This is a genomic window from Streptomyces sp. NPDC057654 (assembly GCF_042800135.1).
In the GTDB taxonomy this organism is placed as follows: domain Bacteria; phylum Actinomycetota; class Actinomycetes; order Streptomycetales; family Streptomycetaceae; genus Streptomyces.
Genome location: NZ_JBHVHQ010000113.1, coordinates 1 through 14,552, shown reverse-complemented (window position 1 = coordinate 14,552; position 14,552 = coordinate 1). Strand labels below are relative to the sequence as shown.

At 71.7% G+C, this 14,552-nt stretch carries 12 protein-coding genes and 1 pseudogene; 7 read left to right on the top strand and 6 right to left on the bottom strand.

The window, feature by feature from the left end; translation table 11 throughout:
- The coding region (locus tag ACFU99_RS12175) for a methyltransferase domain-containing protein (RefSeq protein ID WP_384389639.1) at positions 1 to 971 on the top strand (971 nt) is incomplete at its 5' end.
- A gap of 18 nt (positions 972 to 989) precedes the next feature.
- Here the strand turns inward: ACFU99_RS12175 and ACFU99_RS12170 are convergent.
- Positions 990 to 2,216 (bottom strand): FAD-dependent monooxygenase, encoded by a 1,227-nt coding sequence (locus ACFU99_RS12170; RefSeq protein WP_384389636.1) that lies wholly within the window; start codon positions 2,214 to 2,216, stop codon positions 990 to 992.
- A gap of 72 nt (positions 2,217 to 2,288) precedes the next feature.
- On the opposite strand from ACFU99_RS12170, the gene ACFU99_RS12165 reads away from it, so the two are divergent.
- The gene (locus ACFU99_RS12165) at positions 2,289 to 2,855 is read left to right on the top strand and encodes a TetR/AcrR family transcriptional regulator (protein ID WP_384389633.1); all 567 of its coding nucleotides are present in this window, start codon (positions 2,289 to 2,291) and stop codon (positions 2,853 to 2,855) included.
- A gap of 2 nt (positions 2,856 to 2,857) precedes the next feature.
- Here the strand turns inward: ACFU99_RS12165 and ACFU99_RS12160 are convergent, their stop codons facing one another.
- Both ACFU99_RS12160 and ACFU99_RS12155 read right to left on the bottom strand, forming a co-directional pair.
- Complete coding sequence (locus tag ACFU99_RS12160) at positions 2,858 to 3,568, bottom strand: response regulator (protein WP_384389631.1); 711 nt, start codon at positions 3,566 to 3,568, stop codon at positions 2,858 to 2,860.
- Positions 3,565 to 5,301 carry an ATP-binding protein gene (locus ACFU99_RS12155; RefSeq protein ID WP_384389628.1) on the bottom strand — a complete coding sequence of 579 codons (1,737 nt, stop codon included), beginning with the start codon at positions 5,299 to 5,301 and terminating at the stop codon, positions 3,565 to 3,567. Before ACFU99_RS12155 ends, ACFU99_RS12160 begins: the two co-directional genes overlap by 4 nt.
- Before the next feature lie 155 nt (positions 5,302 to 5,456).
- On the opposite strand from ACFU99_RS12155, the gene ACFU99_RS12150 reads away from it, so the two are divergent.
- Positions 5,457 to 6,881, top strand: a complete 1,425-nt coding sequence (locus tag ACFU99_RS12150) for a cation:dicarboxylate symporter family transporter (RefSeq protein WP_384389625.1) — start codon at positions 5,457 to 5,459, stop codon at positions 6,879 to 6,881.
- Positions 6,882 to 7,639: 758 nt separating this feature from the next.
- Here the strand turns inward: ACFU99_RS12150 and ACFU99_RS12145 are convergent.
- Positions 7,640 to 7,684, bottom strand: a pseudogene (locus ACFU99_RS12145) (hypothetical protein); the annotation flags it as partial.
- 314 nt (positions 7,685 to 7,998) lie between these two features.
- Between ACFU99_RS12145 and ACFU99_RS12140 the strand changes: the two are divergent.
- Positions 7,999 to 9,621 (top strand): MFS transporter, encoded by a 1,623-nt coding sequence (locus ACFU99_RS12140; RefSeq protein ID WP_384389622.1) that lies wholly within the window; start codon positions 7,999 to 8,001, stop codon positions 9,619 to 9,621.
- A gap of 117 nt (positions 9,622 to 9,738) precedes the next feature.
- Here the strand turns inward: ACFU99_RS12140 and ACFU99_RS12135 are convergent, their stop codons facing one another.
- Complete coding sequence (locus ACFU99_RS12135; protein WP_384389619.1) at positions 9,739 to 10,650, bottom strand: LysR family transcriptional regulator; 912 nt, start codon at positions 10,648 to 10,650, stop codon at positions 9,739 to 9,741.
- 145 nt (positions 10,651 to 10,795) lie between these two features.
- Between ACFU99_RS12135 and ACFU99_RS12130 the strand changes: the two genes are divergently transcribed.
- Together ACFU99_RS12130 and ACFU99_RS12125 are read left to right on the top strand one after the other, a co-directional pair.
- Entirely contained in the window at positions 10,796 to 11,602 is an 807-nt protein-coding gene (locus ACFU99_RS12130; protein WP_384389616.1) for an inositol monophosphatase family protein, read from the top strand.
- 50 nt (positions 11,603 to 11,652) lie between these two features.
- Complete coding sequence (locus ACFU99_RS12125; RefSeq protein WP_384389613.1) at positions 11,653 to 12,345, top strand: NADPH-dependent F420 reductase; 693 nt, start codon at positions 11,653 to 11,655, stop codon at positions 12,343 to 12,345.
- Positions 12,346 to 12,354: 9 nt separating this feature from the next.
- Here the strand turns inward: ACFU99_RS12125 and ACFU99_RS12120 are convergent, their stop codons facing one another.
- The gene (locus ACFU99_RS12120) at positions 12,355 to 13,551 is read right to left on the bottom strand and encodes a cytochrome P450 (RefSeq protein ID WP_384389610.1); all 1,197 of its coding nucleotides are present in this window, start codon (positions 13,549 to 13,551) and stop codon (positions 12,355 to 12,357) included.
- Between the two features lie 183 nt (positions 13,552 to 13,734).
- Between ACFU99_RS12120 and ACFU99_RS12115 the strand changes: the two genes are divergently transcribed.
- Positions 13,735 to 14,427: a helix-turn-helix domain-containing protein gene (locus ACFU99_RS12115; protein ID WP_384389607.1), complete on the top strand. Its 693-nt coding sequence runs from the start codon at positions 13,735 to 13,737 to the stop codon at positions 14,425 to 14,427.
- The last annotated feature ends 125 nt before the right edge of the window (positions 14,428 to 14,552 follow it).

Below are 14,552 nucleotides of genomic sequence, written 5' to 3'. Positions count from 1 at the left end.
GCTACCGGGCCTTCGGCCGTACCGACGATCCGGCGCGGTGGGCCGCGATGGCCTACGACCCGTGCGACGGCCTCGTCACCCAGGTCGACGACGGCCGCGCCCCCGCGAACGGCGTCGGCACCCTGCCCACCTGCTCCATCAGCGCCCCGAACGCCGTGCTGAGCATGCTCGCCGAAGCCGACCCGCGCCCCACGGACACCGTCCTGGAGATCGGTACGGGCACCGGCTACAACGCCGCCCTCATCGCCCAGCGCGTCGGCGCCGATCGCGTGGTGACCGTCGAGATCGACGAAACGCTCAGCACCGGAGCCCGTACCGCGCTCACCGCCGCCGGCTACGGCGACGTCACCGCCGTACACGCCGACGGAGAGGCCGGCTACCCGTCGCGCGCCCCCTACGACCGGGTACTGTCCACCGCCGCCGTGCTGACCATCCCGTACGCGTGGGTCGAACAGACCCGCACCGGCGGCCTGATCCTCACGCCCTTCCGTACCGCGTTCTGCTCCCACGGCCTCGCCCGCCTCACCGTCGAGGACGGCACGGCGTCGGGCCGGTTCGCCGGGGCCATGACCTTCATGACCGTACGAGGCCAGCGCCCGCGCTCTCCGATCGGCGAGCTGTTCACCGACGAGGCGTGGGTGGAGGCGCGCGAGTCCGTACGCGACGACGGCGTGGAACGCCTTGTCCTCACCGACCCGCACGCCGTCTTCGCCATCGGCCTGCGGCTGCCCGGCGTCGCCCACTGGGAGCAGGGCGACGCCCACTGGTGGTGCGGTTCCGACTCCTGGGCCTACGCGACCGGCGGGTCCGTGTACCAGTGGGGGCCGCGTGACCTCTACGACGAGACCCGCGCCGCCGCGTCCTGGTGGCGCGACGAGGCCGGGCGGCCCTCGCTGTTCGACTTCGGTCTGACGGTGACGGAGAGCGGCCAGACGGCCTGGCTCGGCGATCCGGGGCGCCCGCTCTCCTGAAAAGCCGGTCGCGGCTGCTCAGCGGGGAGCCGCCTGCGGCGAGGGCGAATAGTCGTCCAGGGCCATGGCGTCGTAGACGCGCGAGGTCTTGCTGATGAGGCGGGCCAGGGTGCGGCTGGGGGTCGGAGGGAGGCTGGAGAGGAGGCGGGCGCCTTGGGTGAAGCCCCAGGCGCCCAGGCGGGAGGTGGGGATCAGGGTCTTCGCCGCGCTCAGCGCGGCCTCGCGGCTGTGGTGTGCGTGGTCCGCCATCGCGCGCTCGTACGCGGCGAAGGCGCGTTCGTGGTCGCCGCCCGCCCGCGCCAGCTCCCCGGCGAGGACGTACGCGCCGACGACGGCCAGGGTGGTGCTGCCGCCGACGGCCGGGCCGGGGCAGTAGCCCGCGTCCCCGACGAGCGTCACCCTGCCCCGCGACCAGGTGTCCATGCGGAGCTGGGTGATCGAGTCGAAGTAGAAGGCCGGGGTGCGGTCGAGTTCGGCCAGCCAGCGGTCCACGTCCGGGTGCAGCCCGGCGAACGCGCCGCGCAGCAGGTCCTTCTGGCGGGGCGTGTCGCGGTAGTGGCAGTCGAGTTCGCGTTCGCTGCGGAAGAGGAACAGCGCCCGCGCGTCGTCGAGGTGCCGCGCGCCGTAGATGCCGGCGGTGCGGCCGACGCCGACGTGGATGAGGAGTTCGCCGTCGTTGCTCAGGTGGCGGGGCACGGTCAGCACCCCTAAGTACGCCCCGATGAAGTGGCCGAAGCGGGTTTCGTCGCCGAAGGCGAGGCGGCGGACGTTGGAGTGCAGCCCGTCCGCGCCGACGACGAGGTCGAAGCGGCGCGGCGCGGAGTTCTCGAACCGCACTTCGCCGTCGGGGCCGGGCGGGATCTCGGTGATCGAGTCGTCGAAGACGTACTCGACGTCGTCGCGCGTGGCGTCGTAGTAGATCTCGCTGAGGTCGTCGCGCATGATCTCGACGTGCCGTTCGGAAGTGGCGCTGAAGATCTTGGTGAGGTCCACCCGTACGGGCCGTCGGGCGCCTTCGCGGCGGAGGGTCATCCGGTGCGCGCCGGTGGCGTGTTCCTCGACGCGCGGGAGCACGCCCATCCGCTCCGAGATGTCCATCGCGGGGTGGAAGAGGTCGACCGCGTGGCCGCCGGTCTTGCGCAGCGACGGGGCGCGTTCGACGACGGTGACGGAGTGGCCGTACCGGGTGAGCCAGTACGCCAGTGCCGGACCGGCGACGCTGGCGCCGGAGATGAGGACTTGCATGATCCGTCTCCTTACTTAACGGTAGGTAAGAGCATCGTACTTACCTACCGTTAAGTCGGATAGGGTCGCGGCATGCCGTCTCGCCCCCGCCCCGGCCCTCGCCCCCGCCCGACCGACACCAAGCAGCGGATTCTGGCGGTCGCCCGCGAACTCTTCACCCGGCAAGGGGTGCAGCGGACCAGCCTCCAGGACATCGCCGACCGGCTCGGCATCACGAAGCCTGCGCTCTATTACCACTTCTCCTCACGCGAAGAACTGGTCCGCAGCATCGTGCAGGCGATCATCGACGAGGAAGAGGCGTTCCTGGCGGGGCACGAGGCGCTGGCCGAGGTGGATCCCCGGGTCCTGCTGGAGAGCTACTTCGACTTCCACTACCACCACCGCGCCGAGATGACGCTCATGCTCAACGAGCTGACGACACTCGCCGATCTGGGCCTGGTGGACCGCGCGATGGGCTGGCGCAGGCGGCTGGGGAAGCTGCTGTACGGCCCCGAACCCACGCTGGAACAGGCCACCAGGGCCGCCATCGCCATCGGCGGGATACAGGACTGCACGCTCCAGTTCCCGGACGTGCCGAGGGAGGAACTGCGGCGGGCGGCGGTGGCCGGCGCCTGCGCGGCGCTGGGCGTCGCCCCGTAGCGTCACATCTGGGACAGCCACCGGTAACGGAGTTCAGGGCGGCCGACGTGCCCGTACTGCGGGGTGCGGGCGGCGCGGCTCGTGTGCACGAGGTGCTCCAGATAGCGGCGGGCCGTGATCCGGGAGATGCCGACGGCGGTCGCCGCCGTGCCCGCCGAGAGTCCGTCCGCGCCGGCCGCGCGCAGCGCCTCGGTGATCGTCTGGAGCGTGTCCAGGCTCAACCCCTTCGGCAGGGAGGCCGGTTGCGGCGCGCGCAGCGCCGCGAGGGCGCGGTCCACCTCGTCCTGGCCGCTCGCCTCCCCGGCGGCGGCGCGGAAGTCCGCGTAGCGCACGAGCCGGTCGCGGAGGGTGGAGAAGGTGAACGGCTTCAGTACGTACTGCACCACGCCGAGCGAGACGCCCTCGCGTACGACCGCCAGGTCGCGCGCCGACGTCACCGCTATGACGTCCGCCGTATGCCCGGCCGCGCGCAGCGACCGTACGAGCTGGAGCCCGTGCCCGTCGGGCAGGAACAGGTCCAGCAGCAACAGGTCGACCGCCGCCCGCTTGAGGAACTGCGACGCGTCCGCCCGCGAGTGCACCACCCCCGCCACGGCGAACCCCGGCACGCGCCGTACGTACAGCGCGTGCGCGTCGGCCGCGAGCGGGTCGTCCTCCACGACGAGGACCCGGATCGGCTGGTGCTCATTGTCCACGGGCGGCGGTGTGCTCATCGGGGGTCTCCTACGGGAATGGGCCGGCTGCTCGTACTCACGCCGTCGCCGCGCAACGGCAGCAGCACCGTGAACTGGGCCCCACCACCCGCCGACGCCGCCACGCTCACACCCCCGCCGTTGCGCCGTGCGGCTTGCTGCACCAGCGCCAAACCCAGCCCCCGCCCCGGCGCCTTGGTGCTCCACCCCCGCCGGAACACCTCGTCGACCGCCGCCGGATCAATGCCCGGCCCGGTATCCGCCACCCGCAACAGCAACTGCCCGCCGTCGGCACGAACAGTCACGGTGACGCACCGCCGGTCGGCGGGCTCGGGGGAGGGGGCCGCACCCCCACCCGCACCCCCACCCGCACCCGCGTCCACACCCGGAGCCACCCCCAAGGACGCAAGCTGCGGCGCAGCCGCACTGGCGTCGACGGCGTTGTCGATCAGGTTGCCCAGGATCGTCACCAAGTCCCGCGCCGGCAGCTCCGCCGGCAGCACCCCGTCATCGATATGGCTCTCCGGAGTCAGCGTCAGCTCCACCCCGTGCTCGTTCGCCTGGGCCGCCTTCCCCAGCAGCAGGGCCGCCAGCACGGGCTCGGCGACGGCCGCCACGACCTGGTCCGTCAGCGCCTGGGCCAGCTCCAGTTCCGCCGTGGCGAAGTCGACGGCCTCGTCGGCGCGGCCGAGTTCGATGAGGGACACCACGGCGTGCAGCCGATTGGCCGCCTCGTGGGCCTGCGAGCGCAGCGCCTCGGCGAAGCCGCGTACGGAGTCCAACTCGCCCGACAGCGCCTGGAGTTCGGTGTGGTCCCGCAGGGTGACGACCGTGCCGCTGCGTTCCCCGCCGCTGACCGGCGACGTGTTGACGACGACGATCCGGTCGGCCGTCAGATGGAGCTCGTCCACGCACGGGCCCGCCGCCAGGAGCGTCTCGGTGAGCGGGGCCGGCAGGCCGAGGGCGGTGACGTGCAGTCCGACGGCGTCGGGGGTGAGCCCCAGCAGGTCGCGCGCGCCGTCGTTGACGAGGGCGATGCGGCGCTCGCCGTCCAGCATCATCAGCCCCTCGCGCACCGCGTGCAGCGCGGCCTGGTGGTAGTCGTGCATCCGGCTCAGCTCGCCCGCGTTCATGCCGTGCGTATGCCGCCGCAGCCTGGCGTTGACGACGTACGTGCCGACGCCGCCCAGCGCCAGCGCCCCCAGCGCCACCCCCAGCAGCGCGACGACCTGCCGCCGCACCTCGGCGCTGATCTCGTCCACCGTGATGCCGACGCTCACCAGCCCCGTGATCCGCGCCCCGGAACGGATCGGCGCCACCGCCCGTACGGACGGCCCGAGCGTCCCCGTGTACGTCTCGGAGAACGCCTTCCCGCGCAGCGCCGGCCCGGTGTGGCCGAGGAACTCCTGGCCGATGCGGGCCGCGTCGGGGTGCGTCCAGCGCGTTCCGTGCGGGTCCATGATCGTCACGAACGTGACCCCGGCGTCGCGCCGCACCCGTTCCGCGTACGGCCGGAGCGCCGCGCTCGGATCGGGGGACCCGGCGGCGGCCCGTACGGACGGCGCGCCCGCCACCGCCGCGGCCGTCGCCGTCACCTGGCGGCGCGCCGCGTCCTCGGCCTGCCCCCGCCCCGTGGCGTACGCGAAGAACGCGCACCCGGCCACCACAGCGGCGACCAGCACGATCTGCATCGCGAAGAGCTGGCCGGCCAGGCTGCGGGGGCGGGGTATGCCGGGTATGCGGGGTGCGCGCATGGCCGACAGTCTGCCTCGCGCCCGCGCCGTGAACGTAATGCACGCAAGGGTGACCGCGGTCACAGACGGGTGCATAGTCTGCGGGGCCCCACTCATCACTCATCGGGAGAGCGCGGGCCGCCAGAGCCGCACGCCGTACACCGAGGAGCACCACCGTGTCAGCGCAGACACCGCCGCAGCCGCCGTCACCGGCGACGTCCCCGGACGGGCCCGAGCAGGCCCGTACGAAGAGCACGAAGAAGGACCGGACCCACTACCTCTACATCGCCGTCATCGCCGCCGTGCTCCTCGGCATCCTCGTCGGGTTCACCGCCCCCGGCGTCGCCGTGGAGCTGAAGCCGCTCGGCACCGGGTTCGTGAATCTGATCAAGATGATGATCTCGCCGATCATCTTCTGCACGATCGTGCTCGGCGTCGGATCGGTCCGCAAGGCGGCCAAGGTCGGCGCGGTCGGCGGCCTGGCGCTCGGCTACTTCATGCTCATGTCGACCGTCGCCCTCGCCATCGGGCTCCTCGTCGGCAACATCCTCGAACCCGGCAGCGGACTGCACCTGACCGAGTCCGTACGGCACGCGGGCGAGGCGCAGGCCAAGGGCGGCGACTCCACCGTCGACTTCCTCCTCGGCATCATCCCCACCACCATGGTCTCCGCCTTCACCAAGGGCGAGGTCCTCCAGACCCTCCTGGTCGCCCTCCTCGTCGGCTTCGGCCTCCAGGCCCTCGGCGCGAGCGGTGAACCCGTCCTGCGCGGCATCGGCCACCTCCAGCGGCTCGTCTTCCGCGTCCTGGCCATGATCATGTGGGCCGCCCCGGTCGGCGCGTTCGGCGCGATGGCGGCGGTCGTCGGCGAGACGGGCGTGGACGCGCTCAAGTCGCTCGCCGTCATCATGGTCGGCTTCTACATCACCTGCCTGCTGTTCGTGATCATCGTGCTCGGCACGATCCTGCGGCTCGTCGCCGGAGTCAGCATCTTCGCCCTGCTGAAGTACCTGGCACGGGAGTTCCTGCTGATCCTCTCCACCTCGTCCTCGGAGTCCGCGCTGCCGCGGCTCATCGCGAAGATGGAACACCTCGGCGTCAGCAAGCCCGTTGTCGGCATCACGGTCCCCACCGGCTACTCCTTCAACCTCGACGGCACCGCCATCTATCTGACGATGTCCTCGATCTTCGTCGCGGAGGCGATGGGCGAACCCCTCTCCATCGGCCAGCAGGTCTCGCTGCTCCTCTTCATGATCATCGCGTCCAAGGGCGCGGCGGGCGTCACCGGCGCGGGCCTCGCCACCCTCGCCGGCGGCCTCCAGTCGCACCGCCCCGAACTCGTCGACGGCGTCGGCCTCATCGTCGGCATCGACCGCTTCATGAGCGAGGCGCGGGCGCTGACCAACTTCGCGGGCAACGCCGTCGCGACCGTGCTCGTCGGCACCTGGACCAAGGAGATCGACAAGGCGCGGGTGGGCGAAGTGCTCGCCGGGCGGCTGCCGTTCGACGAGACGACGCTGGTGGACGACGGGTACAGCGGGACGAAGGAGGCGGCGGAGGGCGGCCCGAACGGGATGGAGAAGGAGCCGGCCGCCGTGTGACGCCCCGGCCGTCGCTCGTGAAAATGCCGGACCTGGCCCGTGTGTGAAGCGCGACGCACTGGATACCCGGCCGGTGCGTGGACGGAAAGCACGTACGTGCTTCTGCCTCGCACCCCCTGATCGCGAAGCCCCGCTGACGCCCCCGTTCCGCGGGGCTTCGCCACGTCCGCGTCAGCGTCCGGGCCCGATGCCGATTCCGTACGAGCTTCCGCACCCGTACGCGCCTCCGCACCCGGACCTGTCCCCGCAGCCGCCGCCGTCGCCTCCCGTACGGCCTCCGTCACCGCCTCCGCCGCGCGGGCCGGGGCGACGCCCGCCGTGGCCAGCACCGTGGTCGCGGCGGCGACGCCCGCCGTCTCGGCGGGCAGCGCGCCCTCGTTGACCGCCTGCATGAGCCCGAAGAGCGTGTGCTCGTAGACGTGCGCGAGGGCGCGCGAGGTGAGCGGGGAGCTGAACGCGCCGTCGTCCAGCCCGCGCTGTATGAGGCCCGCGGCCTTCAGCCGTACGGGCTCCAGGCGGGCCCGGATGCCCGCGTCCGTGACGCTGCGCTGGGCGAGGGCGACGAGGAGCCGGTAGCGGTCGGCGGATTCCCAGACGGAGAGGGTGGCGCGGGCGAGCGCCCGGTCGGCCGGGGGGCCGGGGGCGGCGTCGGCGGGGGCGGCATCCGCCATACCGGCCGCGAAGGCGTGCGAGACGTCCTCGACGGCGGCGTCCGTCAGCGCGGTGATCAGCGCTTCGCGGTTGGGGAAGTGCCCGTACACGGTGCGGCGCACGACCCCGGCGGCGCGTGCGATGTGGTCCATGGACGCGTCCGGATTGCGCACCAGCTCGGCGAGGGCGATGTCCATGATGCGGCGGCGGTTGGCGGAGGCACGGCTGCTGAGTGTGGTCATGGTGGTGCGGCTCCTCGGTCGGCGTCCTCGTCCCCGTGCGGCGCGGGGCACGCGTGTGGCCGCCCATTCTCCGGGGGCGTGCCGCTGGTTGCTCCGGGCGTGCCCACCCCTCCATTTTGCACACGCCTGTGCAGCAGAGTACATTGCACACCGCTGTGTAATTGCACAGTGCTGTGCAATATCAACTACCCGGGGCCCGGCCCCGGATCATGAGAGGTGTCCGGATGCGCGTCGTCATGTCGACGCCGGTCGAGAAGATGGACCGGCCGTACGGAAAGCGCTGGGCCGCGCTGGGGGTGCTCTGCCTCAGCCTGCTGATCATCGTCATGGCGAACACCACCCTGACGGTGGCCGCCCCCGACATGACCATCGACCTGAACCTGAGCAGCGCCGACCTCCAGTGGGTCATCGACGGCTACACGGTCCCGTACGCCGCGCTGATGCTGCTGCTCGGCGCGATCGGCGACAAGTACAGCCGCCGCGGCGCACTCGTGCTCGGCCTCGTCGTCTTCGGCGTCGCCTCGGTCGCGGGAGCGCTCGCCGACAGCTCCAGCGCGGTGATCGTCTCGCGCGCGCTGATGGGCATCGGCGCGGCCTTCGTCATGCCCGCCACGCTGTCGCTGCTCGCCGCGACCTTCCCGCGCGCCGAACGGGCCAAGGCCATCACCATCTGGACCGCCACCGCGGGCCTCGGCATCGCCGCCGGTCCGCTGGTCGCGGGCGCGCTGCTGGAGAAGTACAGCTGGAACTCCAGCTTCCTCATCAACGTGCCGATCGCCGTACTCGGCATCCTCGGCGCGCTGTTCCTCGTGCCGCCGTCCAAGGCGGGCCACAGCGACCGGCTCGACTACGTCGGCGGGCTGCTCTCCGTCATCTGGGTCGGCTCGCTCATCTACATGATCATCGAGGGCCCGCACTTCGGCTGGGGCGCCGCCGCGATCACGGCCGCCGTCGTCGCCGCCGTCGGCCTCGTCTGCTTCATCCTCTGGGAGCTGCGCCACCCGCGCCCGGTCCTGGACGTCCGCCGCTTCGCGCGCCGCGCCTTCGCCGGGTCCACGCTCGCCGTCGCGCTCTTCTTCCTCGCCGTCTTCGGCGCGTTCTACTACCTGACCCAGCACCTCCAGTTCGTCCTCGGCTACTCGCCGCTGGACACCGGTGTGCGGATGCTGCCGCTGGCCGGCGCGGTGTTCGTCGGCGGCGCGCTGACGGCCCTGCTCACGCCGAAGTTCGGCATGAAGGTCACGGTCGCGCTCGGCATGGCCGTCGGCACGGTCGCCATCGCCCTGCTCACGCGGGTCGACGCGCATTCGACGTACGGGGACTTCGTGATCCCCCTCATCGTCCTCGGCCTCGCCATCGGCCTGTCCCTGTCGCCCTGCACCAACGCCATCATGGGCTCCTTCCCGGAGGACCAGCTCGGCATCGGCGGCGCGGTCAACAGCACCTCCATCGAGCTGGGCGGCTCGCTCGGCATCGCCGTGCTCGGCACGGTGCTGGCCAACACCTACTCCGACAACCTCGCCGACGCGGCGGCCAAGTCGGCCGCGGCCGGGGCGCAGATACCGGAGAAGGTCCTCTCCGTCGCACAGGACTCGGTCGGCGCGGGTCTGGCCGTCTCCGAGCAACTCGCCGCCAAGCTCGGCGCGCAGCAGGGCGCGTCCTTCGCCGACGCCGTGCGCTCGGCGTTCTCCGACTCGGTCGCCCACACCAGCGTCGTCGGCGCGGTCGTGCTGGGCGTCGGCACGGTGATCGTCGCCTTCCTCCTGCCGGGCCGCAAGAAGGCCGCGGCGGAGGGGACGAAGGACGAGGGCGCACAGAGCGCGGACCGCGAGTCCGAGCGCGTCTGACGCTTCCCGCTCACGATTTACGGCTCTACGGGCCTCCGCACCGACTTCTCCGTCGGGGCGGGGGCCCGTTGGCGTACGTACGGGCGCCCGTACCGCCGCAACCCCCGCGCTGCCGCATCAGCGGTCGAACAGGGCCTGTACCGCCGACCGGGCACGGGCGCGCAGCCACGCGTGGGCGCGGTCGTTGTCATGGCGCTGATGCCAGACCAGGTACAGGGGAATGGGCGGCATGGCGAGGGGCGGGGGCAGGGGCAGCGTGCGCAGGCCCGCGTCCCGCAGAGCGGGGCCGGTGACGGCGCGGGGGACGGTGACGACGAGGTCCGTGCCGAGGACGAGGGGGAAGGCCGCCGCCGTGCTCGGGGCCGCGGCGATGACGCGGCGTTCGAGGCCGAGGACGGCGAGGGCGTCATCGACGGGGTCGCGCAGACGTCCGCGCCGGGAGACGGTGACGTGTTCGGCCGTGGCGTAACGCTCGGGGGCGAGCGGCCCGCCGGCCAGGAGCGGGTGGCCGGGGCGGACCGCCGCGACGAGGTGGTCCTCGCCGATGAGCTGGTGGCGGATGCCGGGCGCCGAGGGCTCGGCGGAACTCGACTCCAGATCGATCTCGCCGCGCCGCAGCTCCGGGGTGTCCGACCCCGACTCGGCCAGCAGGCGCAGCCGCACGCCGGGGGCCTGCCGGTGGACCGCGGCGAGCAGGGCGGGGCCGCAGGCCGCGGCCAGTGCGTCGTGCCAGCGGATGGTGAACGTACGGTCCAGCGTCGCCAGATCCAACTCCCTTTCACGGCTGAGGAGTTGATGGGCCTGCTGGACGACGTCGTGGACCTGCGCGCGTAGTTCGAGCGCGTGCGGGGTCGGGACCATCGTCCGTCCGGTGCGGACGAGGATCTGGTCCCCGGTGGCGTGGCGGATACGTCCCAGGGTCCGGCTCATCGCCGGGGCCGTGACGTGCAGGCGCTCGGCAGCGCCGGCCACGCTGCCCTCTTCCAGGAGTGCGTCGAGCGCGGTGAGCAGGTTCAGATCCAGTTGCATGTGAGTAAGGCTAGAGCTTACGAGCATGCACTTGCTGTTAATCGGCGGGGTGCCTACGTTCGAGGGACAGGCGCAGTCCGCCTTCCCCTCCTCATCCCCTCCTCATCCCCTCCTCATCCCTTCCTCATCCCTCCGGGAGCACCCCATGCCCTCCGCCCCTGCCCTCGACCAGGCCCTGTTGGGCGAGGTCACCGCCGCTGTCCGCGCCGCCGGTGACCGGTTGCGCGAGCGGTACGTACCCCAGGCCCGTGCCGTCACCGGCGACGAGATCGTCGCGGCGATCCACGCCAACGACGACGCGGTGCTCGACGTCCTGAAGACGCCGCTGACGGCGGCCCGGCCGGGCGCGGGCTGGGCCGACGACGAACTCGCAGGCGGTGCGCTGCCGCCGGGCGAGTGGTGGGTCACCGACCCGGCCGAGGGCAACATCAACCACGTCCACGGCATGCCGGACTGGGCCGTCACCGCCACCCTCGTACGCGACAACGCGCCGGTCCTCACGGTCGTCCATCTGCCGCTGACCGGCGACGACTACACGGCGGTCGCGGGCGGCGGCGCCTGGCTGAACGGTGTGCCGCTGCGGGTATCGGCCAAGACCGAACTGGGCGCGGCCCTCACCGGCACGGGCCAGGCCCGGCCGGGGGAGGACGCGGACACGTTCCGCCGGGTCGGCTCGTCCGTGGCGCGGATGCTGGCGGACGGCCTCGTCGTACGGGTCTCCGTGCCCGCCACCTTGCAGCTCATACATGTCGCCGCCGGCCGTATGGACGCCTTCTGGCAGTTCTCCGATGTGCGGTCGGGGCTGGTGGCCGGGGCTCTGCTGGTCGCGGAGGCCGGGGGAGAGGTCACCGATGTGCGCGGCGCTCCGTGGAGCCTGGCGAGCCCGGACTTCCTGGCGGCGGCCCCCGGCATTCATGGCGCGGCGGTAGCGGCGCTGTCGACGATCACCTGAACCCACTTTGTAGTCAATCAATCAATCAGGCAACGAAGGAGCACTCCACCATGACCACCCCCACCCCTACCCCCACCACCATCGGCATCCTCGGCGCGGGTCACGTAGGCGGCGCACTCGCCCGCAAGCTCGCGGCGGCCGGCCGCGAGGTCACCCTCGGCCACCGGAGGCCGCTCACGGAGCTCACGGAGTTCACGGAGGCAGAGGCCGCCCAAGGGGACGGTACGGACGGGACGATCCGCCTCGCCGACCAGCAGACCACGGCAGCCGTCGCCGACATCGTGGTCAATGCCACGCCGGGGGACAGCGCCCTGGCGCGCATGGCGGCCCTGCGGACCGAGTTGGCGGGCAAGATCCTCATCGACGTCTCCAACGCGACCACCCACGGCCCCGACGGGCTCCCCGCCGACCTCTGCTACCCCAGCGGCAGCCTCGCCGAGCGACTTCAGCAGGCCCTGCCCGCAACCCGCGTCGTCAAGACGCTCAACACCATGTTCTTCCCGGTGATGACCGACCCGGCCGCCCTTTCCACCCCGCCCACCGCCTACCTCTCCGGCGACGACGCGGACGCCAAGGCCGTAGCCGCCGCTCTCCTCGCCGATCTGGGATGGCGGCCCGAATGGATCGAGGATCTAGGCGACATCACCACCGCCCGCGCGACCGAGGCACTGATCCTCCTGGTGCCGCACGTCCTGCGCCGCCGTGGTTTCTCCCAACCGTTCGCTGTCTCCCTGGCCCGCTGACTTCGTATCTCATACGTCCCAGGCGACCGGGAGGCTCTTCACCCCGTAGATGTCGGCGGTCTCCGGGCGCAGGGCGACGTCCTCGGCGGGTACGGCCAGGCGCAGCGTGGGGAAGCGCTTGAAGAGCGCGGTGAACGCGACGCCCATCTCGACGCGGGCCAGCTGCTGGCCCAGGCACTGGTGGATGCCGTGGCCGAAGGCCAGGTGCCCGCTGAACTTCCGCCCGAGGTCGAGCACGTCGGGGTCGGGGAAGCGCTCGGGGTCGCGGTTGGCGGTGTGGTACGAGAGGACGACCGTGGTGCCGGCCTTGATGGTCCGGCCGCCGAGCTCGACGTCCACCAGGGCCGTACGCATGAACGACTTGGCGACGCTCAGATAGCGCAACAGCTCCTCCACGGCCTGTCCGGTGAGCGTGGGATCGGCGCGCAGCGCGGCGAGTTGGGCGGGGTGCTGGAGAAGGGCGAAGGTGCCCAGCGACAGCATGTTCGCGGTCGTGTCGAGCCCGGCGGCGAGCAGGATCAGGCTGATGCCCCGCAGTTCCTCGTCGTCGAGGTCGCTGTCGCTGTCGGTGAGTTCGCTGAGTACGTCGTCGGTGGGGTGCGCGCGCTTGGCGGCGACCAGTTCGGCGAGGTACTCCTGGGTCGCGGTGTAGGCCGCGATCAGCTCCTCGTCCGTGGTCTCCCCGCTCATGAACGACTCGACCTGCTTCTGGAACGAGCCCCGCTCCTCGTACGGCACGCCCAGCAGCTCGCAGATCACGATGGCGGGGATGGGCTTGGCGAACGCGGTCACCAGGTCCGCCGGCGGCCCGGCCTTCTCCATGGCGTCCAGGCAGTCGGCGGTGACCTGCTCGATGCGCTCGGTCAGCATCCGCATCCGCCGCACGGTGAACTTGCCCACCAGCGGCTTCCGGTAGCGACTGTGCTGCGGCTCGTCCGTGAGGAGGAACTCGCCGGGCGGGGCGGGCGGAATCTCGAAGTCGACCACGTTCATGAGCTCTTTGCGGGCGCTGAACCGGGAGTCGGCCAGTACCGACCTGACCTGGTCGTATCCGGTGATCAGCCAGCCCGGTACGCCGCCGGGGTGGATGAGCGGGGTGACGGGGCCGCGTTGATGGGCTTCGGTCAGCTCGGGCGGCGGGGCGAAGGGGCAGCCGGAGGGGCGGGCTGTAGGGAGCGTCATGGGGGTGGGGAGGGAATCACTCATGGCCATTCCTCATCTCGCGATATTACGCGTTTTCGATATGTCGAAAGCTACGGCGAGCGAGCGGACCCGTCAATCTGTAAAAGTAGGTAAGTGCAGGTGGGCGGCGGCAAATTGATGCAATGACGCTGAATGCGAACGCAACGGAGCGTTGCAATGAAAGGAGGCGAAGGCAATACTGCCGACATGCCAGGAGGACGGTTGACCCAGCAGGACCGCCAGAGCATCGCGACCGGGCTGGCGGACGGACGCTCGTACGCCGAGATCGCCAGGCGGCTGGACCGGCCGACCTCGACGATCAGCCGGGAGGTCGCCCGCAACGGCGGCCCCAGCGGCTACCGCCCCCAGCAGGCGCACCGGGCGACGGTCCAGCGGGCGCGGCGGGGTGTGCCGTCCCTCCTCGGCGCGCCCAGCACCCCGAACGGCGTCGCGGAGGAAGAGAAGATCGCGGAGGGAGAGATCATCGAACTGGCGGTCCGCTCCGGACTGCCGAGGATCACCGCGCGCATCCACGTCGACCTGCTGCTCTCCAAGGACGGCCGCCGCACGGCCGCCGAACTGACCCGAAAGCTGAACGTCAGCCCGGCCTCCGTCTCCGTGGCCGTCAACTATCTGGTCGAGCAGGGCTACGTACGGCGCGAGCGCGACCCGCGGCGCCGCCGCGACATCTACGTGGTCGACGCCGACGCCCCGTACAACGCGATCATGATCAGCGCGCGGCAGACCATCGAGGTGGCGCGGGCCGCGATGGCCGCGGCGGAGACGTTCGGCCGCGATACGCCGGTGGGACGGCGGCTGACCAGGGAGGGGACGTTCCTGGAGCGCGTCATCGTCGACATGATGGAGTCGGCCGAGCGCTGGCGCGCGTTGCTGTCGTGAGGGTTGCCCTGTGGGGCCATAGTGCGGGCGGCGACGGCGGAGGCGGTGGGCCGGTCGGGGTCGAGGGTGCGGACGCGGGCCCCGGTGATGAGGAGATCGGCTGAGGACGACACGGTGGAGGCTCC

Excerpts from the sequence above, each read along its gene's own strand:
- ACFU99_RS12170 (WP_384389636.1), bottom strand. The coding sequence starts at position 2,216 with ATGCAAGTCCTCATCTCCGGCGCCAGCGTCGCCGGTCCGGCACTGGCG.
- ACFU99_RS12165 (WP_384389633.1), top strand. The coding sequence starts at position 2,289 with ATGCCGTCTCGCCCCCGCCCCGGCCCTCGCCCCCGCCCGACCGACACC.
- ACFU99_RS12160 (WP_384389631.1), bottom strand. The coding sequence starts at position 3,568 with ATGAGCACACCGCCGCCCGTGGACAATGAGCACCAGCCGATCCGGGTC.
- ACFU99_RS12155 (WP_384389628.1), bottom strand. The coding sequence starts at position 5,301 with ATGCGCGCACCCCGCATACCCGGCATACCCCGCCCCCGCAGCCTGGCC.
- ACFU99_RS12140 (WP_384389622.1), top strand. The coding sequence starts at position 7,999 with ATGCGCGTCGTCATGTCGACGCCGGTCGAGAAGATGGACCGGCCGTAC.
- ACFU99_RS12135 (WP_384389619.1), bottom strand. The coding sequence starts at position 10,650 with ATGCAACTGGATCTGAACCTGCTCACCGCGCTCGACGCACTCCTGGAA.
- ACFU99_RS12130 (WP_384389616.1), top strand. The coding sequence starts at position 10,796 with ATGCCCTCCGCCCCTGCCCTCGACCAGGCCCTGTTGGGCGAGGTCACC.
- ACFU99_RS12125 (WP_384389613.1), top strand. The coding sequence starts at position 11,653 with ATGACCACCCCCACCCCTACCCCCACCACCATCGGCATCCTCGGCGCG.
- ACFU99_RS12120 (WP_384389610.1), bottom strand. The coding sequence starts at position 13,551 with ATGAGTGATTCCCTCCCCACCCCCATGACGCTCCCTACAGCCCGCCCC.
- ACFU99_RS12115 (WP_384389607.1), top strand. The coding sequence starts at position 13,735 with ATGCCAGGAGGACGGTTGACCCAGCAGGACCGCCAGAGCATCGCGACC.